The 18,949-nt window shown below is 62.3% G+C and carries 16 protein-coding genes and 1 tRNA gene; 11 read left to right on the top strand and 6 right to left on the bottom strand.

From position 1 onward, the window contains the following. Window positions 1–213 precede the first annotated feature (213 nt). Both QME84_06720 and QME84_06725 read left to right on the top strand, forming a co-directional pair. Window positions 214–1,440, top strand: a complete 1,227-nt coding sequence (locus tag QME84_06720) for a 3-hydroxyacyl-CoA dehydrogenase (GenBank protein MDI6873959.1) — start codon at window positions 214–216, stop codon at window positions 1,438–1,440. Window positions 1,441–1,703: 263 nt separating this feature from the next. Next, a complete protein-coding gene (locus QME84_06725) occupies window positions 1,704–3,362 on the top strand; it encodes a long-chain fatty acid--CoA ligase (protein ID MDI6873960.1) in 1,659 nt (552 codons plus the stop codon). Between the two features lie 77 nt (window positions 3,363–3,439). On the opposite strand, the gene QME84_06730 is transcribed toward QME84_06725, so the two are convergent. Beyond that, entirely contained in the window at window positions 3,440–3,727 is a 288-nt protein-coding gene (locus QME84_06730; GenBank protein MDI6873961.1) for a hypothetical protein, read from the bottom strand. 653 nt (window positions 3,728–4,380) lie between these two features. Here QME84_06730 and QME84_06735 point away from each other — a divergent pair. Beyond that, on the top strand, window positions 4,381–5,148 hold the full coding sequence (locus QME84_06735) for an alpha/beta hydrolase (GenBank protein MDI6873962.1): 768 nt from the start codon (window positions 4,381–4,383) through the stop codon (window positions 5,146–5,148). A gap of 282 nt (window positions 5,149–5,430) precedes the next feature. Next, the gene (locus QME84_06740; GenBank protein MDI6873963.1) at window positions 5,431–5,991 is read left to right on the top strand and encodes a TMEM165/GDT1 family protein; all 561 of its coding nucleotides are present in this window, start codon (window positions 5,431–5,433) and stop codon (window positions 5,989–5,991) included. 211 nt (window positions 5,992–6,202) lie between these two features. On the opposite strand, the gene QME84_06745 is transcribed toward QME84_06740, so the two are convergent. From QME84_06745 to QME84_06755, 3 genes are all read right to left on the bottom strand, one after another. Further along, a complete protein-coding gene (locus QME84_06745) occupies window positions 6,203–6,847 on the bottom strand; it encodes a molybdenum cofactor guanylyltransferase (GenBank protein ID MDI6873964.1) in 645 nt (214 codons plus the stop codon). A 175-nt stretch (window positions 6,848–7,022) separates the two neighbouring features. Beyond that, window positions 7,023–7,844: a formate dehydrogenase accessory sulfurtransferase FdhD gene (gene fdhD / locus QME84_06750; GenBank protein MDI6873965.1), complete on the bottom strand. Its 822-nt coding sequence runs from the start codon at window positions 7,842–7,844 to the stop codon at window positions 7,023–7,025. A gap of 274 nt (window positions 7,845–8,118) precedes the next feature. After that, window positions 8,119–8,490 carry a DUF192 domain-containing protein gene (locus tag QME84_06755; protein ID MDI6873966.1) on the bottom strand — a complete coding sequence of 124 codons (372 nt, stop codon included), beginning with the start codon at window positions 8,488–8,490 and terminating at the stop codon, window positions 8,119–8,121. A gap of 351 nt (window positions 8,491–8,841) precedes the next feature. Here QME84_06755 and meaB point away from each other — a divergent pair, with 351 nt between their 5' ends. Then, entirely contained in the window at window positions 8,842–9,798 is a 957-nt protein-coding gene (gene meaB / locus QME84_06760; protein MDI6873967.1) for a methylmalonyl Co-A mutase-associated GTPase MeaB, read from the top strand. Between the two features lie 24 nt (window positions 9,799–9,822). Here the strand turns inward: meaB and ychF are convergent, their stop codons facing one another. Continuing rightward, window positions 9,823–10,914: a redox-regulated ATPase YchF gene (ychF, locus tag QME84_06765; GenBank protein ID MDI6873968.1), complete on the bottom strand. Its 1,092-nt coding sequence runs from the start codon at window positions 10,912–10,914 to the stop codon at window positions 9,823–9,825. Between the two features lie 440 nt (window positions 10,915–11,354). On the opposite strand from ychF, the gene QME84_06770 reads away from it, so the two are divergent. The 3 genes from QME84_06770 to QME84_06780 all read left to right on the top strand — a co-directional run bounded on the left by QME84_06770 (window position 11,355) and on the right by QME84_06780 (window position 16,151). Next, the gene (locus QME84_06770) at window positions 11,355–14,336 is read left to right on the top strand and encodes a GAF domain-containing protein (GenBank protein ID MDI6873969.1); all 2,982 of its coding nucleotides are present in this window, start codon (window positions 11,355–11,357) and stop codon (window positions 14,334–14,336) included. 16 nt (window positions 14,337–14,352) lie between these two features. Beyond that, window positions 14,353–15,297 (top strand): response regulator, encoded by a 945-nt coding sequence (locus QME84_06775; GenBank protein ID MDI6873970.1) that lies wholly within the window; start codon window positions 14,353–14,355, stop codon window positions 15,295–15,297. A 92-nt stretch (window positions 15,298–15,389) separates the two neighbouring features. Beyond that, window positions 15,390–16,151 (top strand): LytTR family transcriptional regulator DNA-binding domain-containing protein, encoded by a 762-nt coding sequence (locus QME84_06780; GenBank protein MDI6873971.1) that lies wholly within the window; start codon window positions 15,390–15,392, stop codon window positions 16,149–16,151. 295 nt (window positions 16,152–16,446) lie between these two features. Here the strand turns inward: QME84_06780 and QME84_06785 are convergent, their stop codons facing one another. Beyond that, window positions 16,447–17,328: a metallophosphoesterase gene (locus QME84_06785; GenBank protein ID MDI6873972.1), complete on the bottom strand. Its 882-nt coding sequence runs from the start codon at window positions 17,326–17,328 to the stop codon at window positions 16,447–16,449. A 370-nt stretch (window positions 17,329–17,698) separates the two neighbouring features. On the opposite strand from QME84_06785, the gene QME84_06790 reads away from it, so the two are divergent. The 3 genes from QME84_06790 (at window position 17,699) to QME84_06800 (ending at window position 18,857) form a co-directional block, all read left to right on the top strand. Then, window positions 17,699–17,773: transfer RNA gene (locus QME84_06790), tRNA-Ala, on the top strand. Between the two features lie 360 nt (window positions 17,774–18,133). After that, complete coding sequence (locus tag QME84_06795) at window positions 18,134–18,448, top strand: hypothetical protein (GenBank protein ID MDI6873973.1); 315 nt, start codon at window positions 18,134–18,136, stop codon at window positions 18,446–18,448. Between the two features lie 70 nt (window positions 18,449–18,518). Continuing rightward, complete coding sequence (locus QME84_06800; GenBank protein ID MDI6873974.1) at window positions 18,519–18,857, top strand: hypothetical protein; 339 nt, start codon at window positions 18,519–18,521, stop codon at window positions 18,855–18,857. Window positions 18,858–18,949: the final 92 nt, after the last annotated feature.

The raw sequence follows: 18,949 nt of genomic DNA on the forward strand, positions 1-18,949 counted from the left end.
CCGAGAAAGACCAGATGGAAGATAATGGTGGGAGGGACATGGTGGCGTTTCCGTTGAGCTTTTCCGGCCGTTACATAAGAGTAAGGCGGTCCCAGCCGGAAGACCAAACGGAAGCTATTGGCGGCAGCAAACGGGAATTCCGCAGAGGGCCACGCGCTTCGACCGCGAAAGGGGAAACCGGTTTCATAATCCGGATAGATAAAGGAGGGAGCCTTGGAGATAAGGCAGGTCTTCGTGCTCGGTGCCGGCTTCATGGGTAACGGTATCGCCCAGGTAGCCTCCTTCGCTGGCTACCCGGTGACCATGTGCGACGTGAGCGAGGAGCGCCTGGAGGCCGGGCTGCAGGCTATCAGGTCCTCGCTGGAAAAGTTCCTGGCCAAGGGGAAGATAACCGAGGGACAGGCGGAGGCCACCCTGGCCGGCATCCACCTCACCACCCGCATGGAGGACGCCCGGGAAGCGGACCTGGTGGTGGAGGCGATTCCCGAGGACCTGGAGCTAAAGAAACACGCCTTCGCCGAGCTGGACCGCCTATGTCCTCCCCATGCCATCCTGGCCAGCAACACCTCGGCCATCCCCATCACCTCCCTGGCCTCGGCCACCTCCCGGCCGGAAAGGGTGGTGGGCCTGCATTTCTTCGGTCCCGTCCCCCTGCTGCGCCTGGTGGAGGTCATCCGCGGCCTCCTGACCTCCGAGGAGACCATGCGTAACGCGGAGGAGTGGGCCCGCAGCCTGGGCAAGGAGACGGTGCTGGTACTTAAGGACCACGCCGGCTTCGTGGCCAACCGGGTGAACATCCCCACCAACATCGAGGCCGTGCGCATGATCGAGGAGGGCTTCGCCACCCCCGAGGAGATAGACCGCGCCACCGGGGGATACGAGGCCGGGGTGGGACCCATGCAGATCATCGACAACGCGGGGCTGGACGTGGGATATCGCGCCGCCCTGGCCATCTACGAGGACACCCGCGACCCCAGGTTCCTTCCCCCTCCCCTGCTTAAACGCATGGTGGAGGCGGGGCTTCTGGGGCGCAAGGCCGGGCGCGGGTTCTACGATTACTCCACCGGGAAACGGGTGAGTTACTTCCCCGCCGTCCGCAGCGGGGAATCGGAGGAGGAACGCAACCTCCGCATGCAAACCGTGCTCAACCACCTCCTCATTCCCGCCATCCTGGAGGCGGTGGCCGTGGTGGAGGCCGGCGTGGCCACGCCGGAGGACGTGGACCGGGCTTCCCGCCTGGGCTTCAACCTGCCCTTCGGGCAACTGGAGATGGCCGACACCATGGGGTTGGACACGGTCCTGGAGACCGCCCTCACCCTCCACCGGGAAACCGGGAACCCCAGGTTCTTCCCTCCTCCCCTCCTGCGGCGCATGGTGGCGGCGGGGATGCTGGGGCGCAAGTCCGGGCGCGGCTTTCACTCCTACCAAACTGAACCTTAACCCCATTCTTGAACCAAAGCAGCCGGCGATTCGAATCCGAGCCGTATACCGGCTTGCCTGCATTGGTTTGACACCTTGCTCACCAGGCATATATCCTATTATTAAGTGCTGAATGGGGATGGCTGCGTTCCGCGAAAGTCAAGGCGATGGTCTATAATTACACTTTTTCGAAGGAGGAACGGAGGGCTTGACCACGGGACTGAACCCGTCAAGCCCTTCTTCTTATTAAGGCACGGGCGCCGACAGAGGAGGGAGTGAGAAACATGGAAAAGGTCTGGCTCAAGCACTACGACTACTTCGTCCCCGAGAGCATCCGCTACCCACGTGTGCCCCTGTACCAGCTCTTGGAAATGACCTGCGTGAAATACGACGAGAACGTGGCCACTATCTTCTTCGATCAGAAGCTCACCTACGGCGAGCTGCGCGATCAGGTAAGACGCCTGGCCACCGCTCTGCGAGGCATGGGGGTGCAGAAGGGAGACCGCGTGGCCATAATGCTCCCCAACTGTCCCCAGTTCATCATCTCCTACTACGGGGTCCTGGAGGCCGGGGCCACGGTGGTGAACATCAGTCCCCTGCACGTGGAGAGGGAGCTGGAGTATGAGTTCAACGACTCCGGGGCGGAGACCCTCATCTACCTGGACCTCTTCGACGCCCGCATCCAGGCGGTGAAGGACAAGAGCCCCCTCAAGCGCCTCATCGCCTCCAGCATCACCGACTACATGGAGACCCCGGCGCCACCCAACGTGGAAAAGGGCCCCGGGGTGTATTATCTGAAGGAGATAATCGCCGAGGCGGAGCCGGAGGTCCCCGAGGTGGAGATCGATCCCGAGGAGGACCTGGCCGCCCTGCAGTACACAGGAGGCACCACCGGCCTGCCCAAGGGGGTCATGCTCACTCACTTCAACCTGGTGGCCAACGCCACCCAATGCATGTTCTGGGCTAAGGAGTTCACCGAGCGGGGTAAGGACGTTTACCTAGACGTCATCCCCTTCTTCCACTCCTACGGGCAGACGGTGGGCATGAACACGGCCATCGCCAACGCAGCCACCATGATCCTCATCCCCCAATTCGAGATCAACATGATGCTCCAGGTCATCCAAAAGTACAAGCCCAACTTCTTCCCCGGGGTGCCCACTCTGTACGTGGCCATCCTCAACCACCCCGACGCCCTCTCCTACGGGGTGGACAAGATAAGGCTGTGCAACTCCGGCTCGGCCCCCATCCCCGTGGAGGTCATCCGCAAGTTCAGCCGCATCTCCGGGGGCATCTTCGCCGAGGGCTACGGGCTCTCTGAGGCCTCCCCGGTGACCCATTCCAACCCCGTCTTCGGCCTGAAGAAAGTGGGCTCCATCGGCATCCCCTTCCCGGACACGGAGGCCAAGATCGTGGACGTGGAAACCGGGAAGACGGAGCTTGGTGTGGGCGAGCCGGGGGAGCTCATCATCCGGGGACCCCAGGTGATGAAGGGCTACTGGCAGAAACCGGAGGAGACCGCGGAGACGCTGCGCGACGGCTGGCTGTACACCGGGGACATCGCCACCATGGACGAGGACGGCTACTTCTACATCGTGGACCGCAAGAAGGACATGATCATCGCCGGCGGCTTCAATATCTACCCCCGCGAGGTGGACGAGGTCCTCTACGAGCACCCCAAGGTGCAGGAGGCGGTGACCGTGGGAGTCCCCGACGAGTACCGGGGGGAGACGGTCAAGGCCTTCATCGTGCTCAAGGAGGGGTGCGAGTGCACCGAGGAGGAGATCATCTCCTTCTGCCGGGAGCGCCTGGCCCCCTACAAGGTCCCCCGCCTGGTGGAGTTCCGCCCCGAGCTGCCCAAGACCATGGTGGGCAAGATTCTCCGCCGCGCCCTGCGCGAGGAGGAGATGGCCAAGCGCAAGGCCCAGGAGGAGAAGAAGGGCTGATTACCCCATCGTTCATAAACCGGAAGTACCCCTTGGGACTCGACCCTCATGCCCGCCGCCACCGGCGGGCATTGTTCTTAACCCTCGTTTTCGCCCTCTCCGCGGAGCACACGGCGCACGTAAACCCGGAACATGCGCTCACCGCCCAGCAAGTAGCACTTCGCGCATCCCTCCACGTCCTCATCCCCCAGTTCCTCCAGCAGGCACTCGAAACCCATCTCCCCGTATTCGTCCAAAACCCTCTTCAGGTGTTCCCCGCCGGAGATAACCGCCTCCCTCCATCCTTCCTCGGGGGAAGGATCTGATCCGTCCAGAAGCCGGCAGTGAGGAGGAAAACTTATCCGCTCCGTATGTCGGCCTTCCATCGGCTTTTACCCCTGTTTCCCGACCTTCAGCTATTATCCTAAACCTTTAACGCGAGCTGAAAAACCACCGTTGACCGGTCTCCCAACTTCTTTCAATCCCGAAAGTCCTGCTCGAACCATATATCATCCCTGCTCAGCGAAAACCCGGTCCCGAGATCAGGCAATTGCTAGAACCCCCATGACTGAACGACCTCGTTTGAGAAGAATCCGCATACGGACCTGCCCGAGGCGCGGTTCGTGTCCGGTCTTCCACATCAGGGAAGCGCGGCGTCCTACTGCCCAGGTTCAGGAACATGATGGACACCCCCTATACTTGCTTTGTAAAGCAAGAAGAGAAGCAAGGTGAGGTACAGAAGAGAAGCAAGGTGACGTCTAAATGAAGGGTTCAATTGGGACCACTATAAGTATCTACCCCAGGCTTCCTCATCAACATAGTCTGGAAAGGATGGCAAAAGGGATATATTAGGATCGGAATGAATAAACGATGCACGATATAACACGGCTCCGGCATCCCGGCATAGGTTGCCCGAAGTGACACGGAGCCTAGCCTAAGCGATTGAAACTGCAAGAACGGAGAGAGGATTGTCTGCGGGCTTCTTTCATGGAGGGAATATTGCCCGGTTAACTGCTCTTGGGATAAAGGAACTTGGAGGATGAAGGGTCTGGAGGGGCTGGCGCGGAGATTCCTGTATTATCCGGACCGCCTTCCCGCCGACCTCCCTCCCCCTCCCTGGGCGGAGGGGGCGGAGGAGGTGTGGTTGGAATGCGCGGACGGGGTGCGCATCCACGGGCTGTGGTGGAAGGAACCGGAAGGCGCCCCGGTGATCCTCTTCCTGCACGGCAATGCCCAGGAGGTCTACAGCTGGTCGCTGGTCCACCGGGAGCTGGAGCCGCTGGGCTGCCGCATGCTGCTCATCGACTACCACGGCTACGGGAAGAGCGGGGGCAAACCCCACGAGAGAGGGCTCTACCTGGACGGGGAGGCGGCCCTGGGATGGCTGAAGAACGAGGGCGTTCCGGAGGAAGAGATAATCGTCTTCGGGAAATCCCTGGGCGGCGCGGTGGCCTGCGAGGTCGCCCGCGGGAGGCCCCTGCGGGCCCTGGTCCTGGAATCCACCTTCACCTCCCTGGCCTCCGTGGCCCGCAGGCTCTTCCCCTTCCTGCCCCGCGGCGTGCCGCTGGGGGAGAGCTATGCCAGCCTAGAGAAGATGGGGGACGTCCGCTGCCCGGTCCTGGTCATCCACGGCGACCGGGACGAGCTCATCCCCGTGGAGGAAGGACTGGAACTCTTCCGGGCAGCCCCTGAACCGAAGGAACTCTACCTGGTGCTCGGCGCCGGGCACAACGACGTCTCCCTGGTGGCGGGAGAGGAATACGCGCGCCGCATTGGCACCTTCCTGGAATCCTGTCGCGGAGGTTGACCCCCAGCCGGGTGCACCCACCGCGGCCGACTTTTTCCTCCCCGCCCCTCGCGACCCACGCTCCCCATCACCACCCCGCTTTCCGGCTATGGATGATCTTGCCAGCAACTTATCGGGGCCACGCCCCGGCGACCCCGGGTGGCGAGGAATGGTTCAAGGACCGGCCGGCATTTCCCCGGTGAGGACCGTACCGGAAACCGAGCAGGGCGATCCCCGCCGATGCGGTGGGAAGGAAGGAGGAATCGGAGCGGCAAGGGATGGGCCACATGGTAATCTCTACCCATGTGGTGGAAAGCATTTCTGGCCGCCTTCGGACTCCTGTTCGTGGCCGAGCTGGGGGACAAGACCCAGCTGGTCATCCTGACCCTGGCCGGTCGACACGGCTGGAAGATGGTCTTCGCCGGGGCGTCGACGGCCTTCGCCCTGCTCAACGCCCTGGCCGTGACCGTGGGAGCGACCCTCTACGAGTTCCTGCCGGAGAATGTCGTTCGATACGGCGCGGCCGGGCTGTTCATCCTCATCGGAACCCTCATCCTTCTGGGGCGAGAAAAGGAGGAGGGCGAAAGGGAGAGAGCCCGGGCGCGAAATCCTTTCCTCTCCGTCTTCCTGCTCGTCTCCCTCATGGAGCTGGGGGATAAAACCCAGCTCTCCCTCCTGGCCCTGTCCGCCAGGTACTCCTACCCGCTCCTGATATTCCTGGGAGGGACGCTGGCCTTGAGCCTCACCTCCCTGATCGGGGCCCTCGTGGGCACCGGGATATCGCGGCTCGTGCCTCCCTTGTGGATGCGCCGCATCTCCGGGATCGTCTTCCTGGCCTTCGGGGTGGGTAGCCTTTTCTGGTAATCCTTGCCACTGACCACCACCTGAAGCCACTGCCCTTCCGGCATCCACCATCAAGTGGCTGGAAAAGGGAGCCGCGGTACACCGCTCGCATAATATCGCCAGGAACGGACCTCCACAGGGTATCGGTATATCGGTGGAAGGCATGTACCGCTCGCGCCCCGCTCGTCTCAGACGCTCCCGGCCAACTCTTCCATGCGAGGGCAGGCCCGTGTCAACCATCCGGCTCGGGACCCAGGAGGCGGCGGGCCCTCTCCAGATCCTCGGGGGTGTTGATATTGAAGAAGGAAAGGAATCCGGGATCGCGCTCCGCTATCTCCTCCTCCTCAACATAGCAAACGTCAAGATCCTCGAGGACCTCGTGGATTTTCAATCTCCCGCCTTCCAACCTCTCCCTGACCATCTTCCGTATATCCCGGGAATAAACAGCGAAGAGCGGCTCGATGTACCGTCCGCGCCGCGGAACCACCGCTTCCCGGCCCGGGGCCCGGGAGAGCAGAAGACGGATGAGTTCCGGGCTCGGGTAAGGCATGTCGCAGGCCATCACGAACACGTATGGCTTGGTAGAATATTCCAGGGCAGTGTATATACCCCCCAGCGGGCCCTTTCTCGGTAAGAGGTCGTTCACCACCCTCACCCCATCGCCGGCAACGGCCTGCACGGCATGGTTGTCTCCCTGGACCACCACGAGGATACGGGGAAATATGTACTTGAGCACGTTGACGATGCGCCCCAGCACGCTCTTGCCGTCTATCTCCAGGGAGGTCTTGTCCATTCCCAGGCGTTTCCCCCTCCCCCCGGCCAAGACTGCGGCCGCGAAATACCCGGCCTTTGCATCGGCGGGTCCCGGGAGATTCATGGCCCTGGACCTCCCGGAGGGCAGATGTAACCATCGCCGATTCCTTGGTTATACGGGTAAAAACGGGATGCTCCCCGAAGAGGAATAATCCCCATACTCAAGAAACAACATCTCATCGGGCTGGTCATCCTATTCCCCCGTCAAGTATTCCCCAGAGCCGGCGCGCCTTCACGTTTCATGAAAGGATCCTCCACCCGTGGGTGTATACGTTGAACCTCTTTCCATCGCAGAAGCCCACCACGGTAAGGCCAGCCCGCTCGGCGATGCGGAGCCCCAGGGAAGTGGGCGCGGCCACGGAGACCAACACCGGTATCCTCACCCTCACCGCTTTCAAGGCCATCTCGAAGCTGACGCGCCCGGAGAGCACGAGGATCTTGTCCTCCAGGGAAATGCCGCGCAGCGCGCACCAACCCACCGCCTTGTCCAAGGCGTTGTGCCTCCCTACGTCCTCGGCCACCACCAGTGGCTCGCCCCCGGCGTCGAAGATGCCCGCCCCGTGGGTGCCCCCGGTGGCGCGGAAGACCTCCTGCCTGGCAGTCAGTTTTTCCTCCAGCCCGTAAAGGACATGGGAGGGAACCTGTAATTCCGAGGTCACCCAGCCTTGGTGATAGTCCTCCACCGCCGAGAGGTCCGCTCCCCCACACCCGGTACGCACCACGTAGGTGGAGGAGAACCTGTCCGTTCCCCGGGGGCTCTCCACCTCCATCTCCACCACGTTCCCGCGGTCCAGGCCGTCCCCTTCCCCTCTCCCACCCACCGCGGCCTCCGCTTCCAGGGAGCCACAGTGCCGGATGAGGTTGATGCGCCCCACGTCATCGATGATCCCCTCCGTGAGGCAGAAACCCACGGCCAGCTCCTTGTCCATGCCGGGCAAGCGCATGAGGGCCACCAGGGGCATGCCGTTGACCATAATCTCCAGGGGAAGCTCGACCACCACCCGGTCGTCGGCTTCCTCCTTTCCGGAGGGGAAGAAGCGGGTAATGCTCCAACCGATCATGCCTCCATGATAAGGCGTAAGCTAGGCGTCCGTAAACGAAAGGGGTCATGGGTGCGTAAGACAACGAATTCCTTCCATCCCCGGAAGAAGGCAATCAATCATGTTCACGGGCGTGGAATGGACCAGGATACGGCGATCCCGGCATGCACGGACGAGGAAAGGTCAAGCCATATCCTGCGACGTTTCCCAGTGTTTTCCGAGCGGTAAGCGAGGGCGGGAGGCACGTCCGGCATCCCAGCACGTTCCCGGACACATGGGACGTCCGGCGGCTCGCCTAAATGGTCCTTATGTCCAGGCTGTCGCCGGACCGGGTGCCCGTCCTTTCGATGGTTCCCTCGGGAAGCTCTAAAGCGGTGCGGGCACGCAGGACGAAGGGACTCAGCCTTCCGGGACGCAGGCGCTTCACCAGGCGGACGACCCTGAGGGCCTCGTCCACGAAGACGACGTCGATGGGAAAGCGCATTCCGAAGGTATGTACCTGCCGGCAGGGGATGATGAGGAGTCCCCCACCTTCGAAAAGGCGGTCCCGTCCCAGAAGGCCGCGACGACGTGATGCGGAGGTTTCCGCCACCTCCGCTTCCTCCGCCAGTACCGTCCCGCGGGAAAGGTTCACGATGCTCACCCGGCGCATGGTGTAAGCATACACCGGTACCCTTCCAGGCGCACCACCCCGCGGATGGACGTCTTGCGGAATCAGCGCCTCTGCACTCCCATGGTCAAGCTTGGGGGGTATATCACCTCGCGGATCGAGTTTGTGGCGCGGGGGATGCTTCCTCCAGACCCGCCGCTCTCCACGTCACGCACGCCTGAGGGGACGTTCCGAGAAGCCGGAAATACATTGCTCCTCCCATGTTATATTTAGTAAATGTGTACTTTAAAGGGAGGCGACTTCTGTGAAGCACACAAAGGAGATGCCTTCCCCGCCTGCCGGCTCTGCTTTGACTTCCGGCGCGGAAATGTCGATTATAATGAGGAAAAACCCGAGCAAGGAGGGAAGATGGACGACCTGCTGGCCCGTCTCCTGCAGGGGGACCGCCGTGCCGTGGCCAGGCTGATCACCCTCGTAGAAAACGGAGATCCCGCCGCACGCGAACCCATCCGCAAGCTCCACGAATATACCGGCAGGGCCCACATCGTGGGTATTACCGGTGCCCCGGGAAGCGGCAAGAGCACCCTGGTGAACGCCCTGACCAAGGAGCTGCGCCGGCGGGGAAAGAGCGTAGGCATCATCGCCGTCGACCCCACCAGCCCCTTCACCGGCGGCGCGGTGTTGGGAGACCGCGTGCGTATGCAGGACCTGGCCACCGATCCCGAGGTCTTCATCCGCTCCATGGGGACCCGCGGCTCCCTGGGCGGGGTGTCCGTGGCCACCAACGACGCGGTCAACATCCTAGACGCCTTCGGCAAGGACCTGGTCATCGTGGAAACGGTGGGGGCGGGCCAGGTGGAGGTGGACATCGTGCGGCTGGCCCACACCTCGGTGGTGGTCACCATGCCCGGGGGCGGGGACGAGATACAAGCCCTTAAAGCGGGGATCATGGAAATAGGGGACATCTTCGTGGTCAACAAGGCGGACCGGGAGGACGCAGGCCGCACTTACACGGAGATAACCATGATGCTGGAGATGTCCCAGCGGGACGAGGACCGCGTGCCTCCGGTCATCCGCACCGTGGCCACCACCGGACAGGGCGTGGACCAGCTGGCGGACGCCGTCCTGGACCATTACCGCTACCTGCAGGAGAAGGGCCTGCTGGAAAAGAAAGCAAGGGAAAGGATACTGGCCGAGCTGCAGGAGATAATAAACCGGAGGGTGGAAAGCACGGTCTCCCGCGCCCTGCGCGAGGACCCGGAGATGGTGGAGCTGGTAAGGAAGCTGGTGGAGACCCGGGAAATCGACCCCCATACGGGAGCCCAACTGGTTATCCGCCACCTGCTCAAGAAATCCGAGGTCTGATCCCTCCCTCCAGCGGATTTCCGCTCAGTGGAAGCGGAAGAGCATGACGTCGCCGTCCTGCACCACGTAATCGCGTCCCTCCATGCGGACCGCTCCCTTCTCCCTGGCGGCATGGAAGGAACCGTGGGCGAGGAACTCCTCCCAGCCCAACACCTCGGCGTGGATGAACCCCTTCTCCATGTCCGTGTGTATCCTGCCCGCCGCCTGCGCCGCGGTGCTTCCCCGGCGCAACGGCCAGGCGCGGCACTCGCCGGACTCGGTGGTGAAAAAGGTTATCAGGCCCAGAAGACAGTAACAACGCTGGACGAAAAGCTCCAGTCCCGGCTTCTCGATTCCGTAGGCCTCCAGGAACTCGCGCATCTCCCCGGGCTCCAGCTCCTCGATCTCCGCCTCCAGCTTGGCGCAGAAGGCCACCACCTCCGCCCCTTCCGCCTCCGCCACCCGGCGCACCTCCTCCAGGAGGGAACCGTCCTCCCCCAGCCACTCCTCGCCCAGGTTGGCCACGTAGATGACCGGCTTGGCGGTGAGCAGGAAAAGGCCGGCCAGGGCCTCGCGCTCCTCGTCTTCCAGTTCCTGCCCGCGCACGGGAATTCCCCGGTTCAGCCCTTCCTCCACCTTCAGCAGGACCTCCAGCTCGAGCGCCTTCTCCCGGTCCCCGCTGCGGGCAGCCTTGCCTATCCTCTCCTTGCGCCGGGCCACCGACTCCAGGTCGGCCAGGATGAGCTCGGTGTTCACCAGGGCGATGTCCGCGGCGGGATCCAGCTCAGGCCGCACGTGGGGCACGTCGGGGGCGGAGAAGCAGCGCACGGCATGGGCCACGGCGTCCACCTCCCGGATGTGGGCCAGGAAGCGGTTGCCCAGCCCTTCTCCCCGGTGGGCGCCCTTCACCAGGCCGGCTATGTCCACCACTCGCAGGTCGGCAGGCACAACGCGGGCGCAACCGGCCGCCGCGGCGACCTTCTCTAGGCGCGGATCGGGTACCGCGGCCACCCCGTAATTGGGATCCACGGTGGTGAAGGGATATCCCGCCACCGCGGCCCCGGCCCGGGTCAGGGCGTTGAAGATGGTGGACTTCCCGGAATTGGGAAGACCGATGATCCCCACCTGTAAGGCCATGTGCTTCCCCCTTCCCCATCCATCATAGCAGGGTGGACCACCCACCGCAGCCCGCATTCATATTTTTATTCCGGGCCGCAAACGGGCTCTCGTGAAGGAAGCATGTGTCATGGGACCCGGCCCGGGAAAGGGAAGGCAGGCCTGGTTTTGCAGATCTTACACCACATCCGCAGGAAGGGAATGGTATGCCCGGCAGATTCCCGACCTCATATCGTTTTACTTGTTTCACCATTTTCGCATTCGAAAGTAAGAACGGCATGCCTGTATAATTCCCGGCCTCCTATCTTCTCCGGAAAATTACCTATCCGAAAGAAGGCTTCTCCACCTGAAAATGGAAATATTATTTCGGGCGGATTGAACTTCATCGAGAAGCGCCGTCGTTATCAGACAGGTAAAGGGCTCTCAATGAAAGGGAAACGAACAACGATATTATCTTTGTCATGAAGACGTCGCGCTGGTTGCCGGTGCCCCACTGGGCGGCCTTCCTCGCGGTGGGCCTCTACCCGCTCTATGCGGGGGAGCCTCCATCCTACCCGCTGTGGGCGGCGGGGCTTTCGGTCATGGGCCTCCTGGGGCTCCTCTACCACCTGCTCCTTAGGCCCAGGTTCACACCTTCCTTCCGGAAAAGCGGGCTGCCCCTCCTGGTCGGGGACATCGCCTCCACCTGCCTCCTTATATACGGGACCGGGGGGGTTCGGAGTCCTCTCTTCCCGCTCCTTCTCCTCCTGGTAGTGGTGCTCTCCTTCTTCGACCAGTGGACCCTCACTCTCCTGGTGTCCGCTGCGGCAGGCGCACTCTACGCGCTGGTCTGCTTCCTCGAAGGAATCCGGATGGAAACCGACGGGGCGGGCCTGCTGGTGGATATCTTCGCCCTCCTCGGCATCTCCGTCTTCATCTCCTTTATCGCCGAGCTGGACAGGCGCGAGCATGCCAGGACCAGGCGCATAGAATATCTTTACCGCGTGAGTTCTCAGCTCATGGAGAAGGTGGATCTCTCGGAGACCCTGAGCTTCCTGTTGCAATCCACCGCCGAGCTCCTGGAAGCCGACCTGGGATCCGTCTGGCTCCTGGACCGGGGGTCGGGAAAACTCAAGCTCCAGGACTTTATCCTCCCCGCTTCCGGAGAGACAACGGTAAAGGAGATCGAGGTCGGCCAGGGCATCATAGGCAGGGTGGCCAAGGAAAAGAAGCCGCTGCTCATAAAGCGGGGGGAGAGCGGATATGTTCCCGCGGTCTGCAGCCCGGTCCCGGACAAGGTGGAGGCGCTGTTGGCCGCTCCCATACTCATGGGCGGCGAACCCATGGGTGTGCTCTGTTTCGCCAGCACATCGCCGCACCACTTCTCCCGCGAGGACGTCCAGCTCCTGGTCACCATCTCCAACTTGGCCGCCTCGGCCATAGCCCGCTCCGAGCTCTACCAGATGGTGCTCTCCAGGAGCGAGGTCATCGTGAGCAGCATGAGCAGCGGTCTCCTGGTATGCGACGCGGCCGGAAAAGTGGTCATGGCCAACCAGGCCGCCCGCGACCTCCTGGGGCTGGAGAACCTTCCGCCGCATGCCCCCCTGAAAGACATCCTGGAGGACGCCCTGGTGGACACCGAGCCACTGTGGGAATACCTGCGTCCGGAAGGGAAAGCGGGGTCAAGAAACGGCGGGGGAAGCTTCGAGACCCGGCTGGCTGGAGCCCCGGAACGTACCTTGTCCGTGCGCGTCTCACCCATCCGGGCGGGCTACGAACCCGCCGCCGGATGGGTGATCATACTGGACGACATCACCGAAAGGGTGAAGGTGGAGGAGATACGCGACGACTTGCTCCTCCTCATCGCCCGCCGGGTGGAGGAACAGTCCGCCCTCTACGAGCTGGGCCGCTCCCTGGCCCGGGACCTGGATACCGGGAACCTGCCCGACCTTCTCCTGCAAAAGGCAGTGGAGCTGGTCGGCGCGGAGATCGGCCTCCTCTCCCTGCGGGAGGAGGACGAATCCTTCCGAGTGAAGGCCGTCCACGGTCTCGGCGCAGAGCTGGTTGGACGGTCCTTCCGCCCTGGTGAATATTACGCCGGCAAAGCCGCCGCCTCCGGGGAACCGGTGCGCCTGGCCAGGGTGGAGCCTCACCACGCCGGAGCCTGGGGAGAAGGCATGCGGGAGCCCCTATCCTATCTCGCGGTACCCATCACCTGGCGGGGTACGACCACGGGCGTACTGGAGGTGGCCATCCCCCCCGTGGAGCGTTCCTTCGGAGACGACGATCAGAGGCTGCTCAGCCTTTTCGCCAGCCAGGCGGCCATCGCCCTGGAGAACGCCAACCTCTACCGCATGATGGCCGAGGACCAGCGGCGCACGGAGGCCATGCTCTTCTCCATCGCCGACGGGGTGATCGCCGTGAACAACGACGCCCGGGTAATCCTGGTCAACTCCGCCGCGGAAAGGATACTTGGCCTCCCACCCTTCTCCTACATAGAACAGCGCCACGTCAAGGAGGTCATCCGCATCCCGGCCCTGGCCAACCTCTTCCTTCGGAGCCTCAACTCCGGGCGGGAGATGGCCGAAGAAATCCGCCTGGAGGGCCCGGAGAGGAAGGTCCTGAAGGTGGAGACCTCCCTCATCGAGGACGAGCCGGGGAAGAGCCTGGGAATCATTGCCATCATCCGGGACGTCACCACCTTGCGGGAACTAGAACAGGCCAAGTCCGATTTCGTTTCCACCGTGTCCCATGAGCTGCGCACCCCCCTGACCTCCATCAAGGCCTACACGGCCACCCTGCGCCGCCGGGATGTGAGCTTCGACGAGGAAACCCGCCAGCAGTTCCTCAGGGTGATCGAGGAGGAAACCGACCGCCTCACCCGGCTTATTTCCGATCTCCTGGACATGTCACGCATTGAATCGGGCCGCCTGGAGCTCAAGAAGCGGGAGTTTGACCTAGTCAAGCTGGCGGAGATCGTGGTGGGGAAGCTGGAGTCGCAATCCGCAAAACATACGCTGATCCTGGCACCGGAATGCGACAACACCAAGGTCTACGCCGACCCGGACAAGATCGAACAGGTGTTGATGAACCTCCTGGACAACGCCATCAAGTACTCCCCGCAGGGGGGCGAGGTCAGGGTGGGCATCGGGAAGCAGCGCCACATGGTCCGGTGCAGCATCACCGATCCCGGCGTGGGCATCCCCGCCGAGCATATCCCGCACATCTTCGAGAAGTTCCACCGCGTGGACAACCGATCCACGCGCGAGGTCTACGGAACCGGGCTGGGCTTGTACGTCAGCAAGAGCATCGTGGAAGCACACGGCGGAAACATATGGGTGGAAAGCGAACCGGGGAAGGGGAGCACCTTCCACTTCACCCTGCCCCTGCTTCAGGAGTCCGGGCATGGATCGCGGGAACCGGATTCAGAGACCCACATGGACATGGTGGAGGACCACGATTGAGCGAGGGGGAACGCCGTTGGAAAGGCCCAAAAATCCCGTCAGGATACTGGTGGTGGACGACGAGAAAAACATCCTGGACATCATCCGCTTCAACCTGGAGGTGGAGGGATACGAGGTCTTCACCACTCAGGAGGGGGAGGAAGCCCTGCGCATGGTCCACGAGGTGAAACCGGACCTCATCCTCTGCGATATCCTCATGCCGGAAATGGACGGCCTGGAAATATGTCGACGCCTCAAAGCCGACGGGAGGACCAACCAGATACCCGTGGTCATGCTTTCCGCCAAAACCCAGGCCCAGGACAAGGTGGCCAGCATCGAGGCCGGGGCGGATGATTTCATCACCAAGCCCTTCGACTTCTCCGACCTGGTGGCGCGTATCGTCGTCAACCTCATCCGGGCCAAGCAGAAGCGCGACGTGAGTCCCCTCACCGGGATGCCCGGAAGCATATCCATAGAAGCGGAGACCAAGCGCCGCCTGGCCAAGAACCTCAAGTTCGCCGCCCTGTACGTGGACATCGACAACTTCAAGCCTTACAACGAGATCTACGGGTTCCCGCAGGGAGACACGGTTATCCGGGAGTTGGCCTCCATCATAGACGAGACCGTCCGACGTTTCGGCAACTACGACGACTTCATCGGGCATGGCGGGGGAGACGATTTCGTGATCCTGACCACTCCGGAGAAGGCCTCCCGCATCGCCGAGGAGATAATCTCCGCCTTCGAACAGAAGGTGCCCTCCTTTTACCGGGAGGAGGACCTCAAGCGCGGGTATTCCATCCTCATGGACCGCGTGGGAAGGGAGAACTACATACCCATCATGACCCTGAGCATCGGGGTGGCCAGCAACCAGAAGAGGAGGATAACCACCCACTGGGAGGTGGGCGAGATCGCCAAGGAGACCCTTAAATACGCCAAGTCCATCCCCGGGAGCACCTATTTCATAGACCGCCGCACCAAGTGAGTCGTTGATTATTAAGAAGGTCGTAAGCGCTGACGAAATTCATAATATCCTGGGTTTGAAGATTTTAAGCAGGCGGAGACCAGGGAGGGCTCATGGCCGAGGAAAAGAGGTACCGGATCCTGCTCATAGAGGACGATCCGGCCATATCCAACGTGGTGGAGTTAAACCTCCGCCTGGACAATTACGAGGTCTTCCTGGCCGCGGACGGGGAGGAAGGCCTGAAGATGGTGGAGGAGGTCCACCCCGACCTCATTATCCTGGATGTCATGATGCCCAAGCTGGACGGCTGGCAGGTACTTATGCGCCTCAAGTCCGACGAGGGGACCCGGGACATCCCGGTTATCATGCTCACGGCCATCGACGATGAGAGATCCAAGGTTATCGGCCTGCGCGGGGGGGCGGATGATTACGTGCCCAAGCCCTTCAGTCCCCTGGAGCTGGCCGCCCGGGTGAAAGTTATCCTGGACCGGGTGGGGCGGGCCCGGCGCATTTCCGCCGGCGAGGAGCGGGAAAGGGCGGTGCTGAATCAGATCCCGGTGCAGAGGGGAGAGGCCATCAAGCTCATCCCCATGGAGGACATCTACTACATAGACACCAAGCACGAATACGCCAACATCCACACCTTCGATGAATCCTACCTCACCACCTACACCCTTGCGGAACTGGAGAAGATGCTGGACAGCCGGAACTTCTTCCGTACCCACCGCAGCTACATCGTCAACCTCAGAAAGGTCAACCAGATCATCAGGCTGTCTCGCAACGCCTTGGTGGTGACCCTCAAGGACCAGGGCGAGAGCCGTATTCCGGTCTCCAGGCGCCAGGCCGCCGCCCTGAAGGACATGCTCGGGATCTGAAAGCCGTATTCCCGAAGTTCATGGAGGAAACACGCGGTACAAAATGACCCTAAAGCCGCGGGGATATTTTCCGATATATGAATCGGTAGCTAGGTGTCCCCCATGAGTTTACCGGCAATTCCCTCAAAGGGCGCAAGCGAACTAGCTGCCAGACTCAAGACCCCGTTCCCCCCGACGGGGTCTTCCCCTTTTATCGAGCTACTATCCTCCCCCTTTCCTCCAGGGATCCACCTCATATTTCCCTCCGCCGGAGTCTTGCCCCTATCGATAACCCGCAACAGCTTTGCTCCGGGGCCTAAAGCGGAATGACCTCCTCCCTCACCTGGTCGTTCTCCACGATGACTCGCAGGAAGTGATGAAAGCCCCCGCTCTCCTCCGAGAGGTGCGGCCTGGCTCCCGCTCCCCCGGTGACCACCACCCGCGGCGGCCCGGAAGCGTAAAGCATGTAGGCGTGGATGTGCCCGCAGTAGATAACGGGGGCCCCGGCGGCGGCCAGTATATCCTTCATCTCCCGGTTGCTCTCCGACTCCCGGGCCACGAACCCGCTCTTACCGATATCCACGGGCGCTCCCGGGGCCACGTGGGCGAAGGCGATGACCAGCTTGTCCACCGCGCCGGCCAGGTCCTCCCGCAGCCAGGAGAGCTCCCGCGGCGGACACCCTACACCCGCCACCGCGTTGTTCAGGAAAACGAGGTGTGTCTCCTGGATGTCAAGGGAATAGTAATCGGCGCCGAATACCTCCCAGAAAGCCTTAAGGGAGCTCCCGGGCATGTCGTTGTCGCCGGGGATGACGTGGTAGGTTATCCCGCTGCCGTCCAGGAAATCCTTCATCCTGCGCATTTCCTCCACACCCTTCCCGGTGGTGATGTCTCCCAACACCACCAGGAACTCCCCCTCCCCGGCCCGGGAGATGATCTCGGCCAGGAGGTCGGTGCGGCCGTGAGGGTCGCCGCAGACCAGAAAGGAAAAATGGTTGTCATACCCAGAGGGCTCAACGGGAACGACCTCGCTTTCCCCCTCCCCCGCCTTCCCGCTCCCGCCTCCGGAAGCGCAGGACGCCAGGAATAGGGACAGTGCTATCAGGAAGGATAGCAGGATGGCCAGGCTCGGTCGGGAACTTGTGCCTCGCCTCCGGCCCCCGCGGCCGCCCCTTCCGGTCGCTCTTTCCCTCAACATCTCGCCTCTTCCCGCACCGGTTTTCTTCTCCTTCTCCCTCCGCGCTTCCGGCCGTCCTTCTCGCCGCCAACCGGTCATCAGATACAAATACTATAGTCCCTGCAAGCCCTGCGGACCACTGAAGACGGACACGCCGCGACTCCGTGAGGCTTAGCTTGGGGCTCGCCCCCCGACGCGGAGAGACCGGAAGGTGGTGCGCGGGAATCCCTGTCGGCCGTGACGAGCCTGGCCTCGGAATTTCGGTGTCCGGCTTCAACACGCACATGGATGGAAGGAAAGGCCACCATCCTTCCGGACCCCGATCAACGCCCGAGTCCTGCCCGGGGGCCATGCGTGAACCCGCGAAGTCTGTTAAAATAGTCCCTGTTCCGGGGCCGTAGCTCAGCGGGAGAGCGCTGCCTTCGCACGGCAGAGGTCGTGGGTTCAAATCCCATCGGCTCCACCACCTGAAAGCCGGGGAAAGTCCAGCAGATTCCCGGCTTTTCTTTTCTCCCCTCCTGCCTTCCTATCCGACCGCTTCCCTGCACCTGGACCGCAACTCCCGTAACGCAGGCTTCCCGGAAGATGAAAAGGGACTTTTCGGTTGATGAAGGCCAGCCGGAAGGCGCAGGAAGGGGTGGACGCATTAACTCCTATCACGACCTCTCAGCGCTTTCCCCCTTTTTCCCTAAAGGGGCGTCCAGCGACTGCCGATTTTTGTCACGGACGGTTAGAGACACGGTTATTGACGGCGGCTTATTGATTTTATCGCCGGAAGCCATATCATTGTGCGCATGAGAAGGGCCGGAGGGGAAGGTAAGGGAGCATGGTGGATTTCCTGCAGGTATTGAACGATTATTACATCAGGAACCGGAACAAGCGCATCAAGCGCGAGTTCATGGAAGTCCTTTCCAAGGACGTGGAACAGTTGTCCGGGCCGCAGAGATACATCTACGAGATCTACATCGAACCCAACCTCTCCGTCCTCCAGGAGGCCCTCTACGAGGCCTTCTGCCAAGCCGACCGCCCCCTTGAAGAGTGGCGTGCGGCCGTCCTGGAAAACCCTCCCAGTATCATCAACCACGTAGCTAAAAAGACCCTGGTGCGGGCCATCCGGGAAAGGGAAACCGGCCAGGCTTGAACTCGGTTAAAGCCGTCTCCGCCGCCGGACGATTTCCGAAGAGCGGGCGAAAAAGGCCTTGGAGGTGAGCATGAAAAGGAGTATGCCGGCCATTCTGGCGGCCGTCCTGCTGATCCTCGCGCTGGTTCTCGCGGGGTGCGGGGGGGAAAACAAGACCGCCGTGGATGCGGGAACGGGAGGCCCGTCCTCGGAGAATTCACCGGTGGGCCAGGCGGAATCCGCGGCCTGCGCCGCCAACCGCCGGGCCATATCCTCGGCGGCCCAACAGTACCAGGCCATGGAGGGCCGGGTTCCCACCTCCATCCAGCAGCTGGTACCAAAGTACCTGCAGAGCGTTCCCGCTTGCCCCTCCGGCGGGACCTACACCCTTTCCGGCACCCGGGTGGTGTGCTCCGTCCACGGTTCCTGAGGGCGAGCCGGAAAAGGGCGGCCTTTCCGGACCTCCCGCATCCTCAACCGACATGCGGGGGCGGGGCGCGGGCCTCGAGGGGCGGCGGGGTT

It is taken from the genome of Actinomycetota bacterium (assembly GCA_030019255.1).
In the GTDB taxonomy this organism is placed as follows: Bacteria; Actinomycetota; Geothermincolia; order Geothermincolales; family RBG-13-55-18; genus Solincola_A.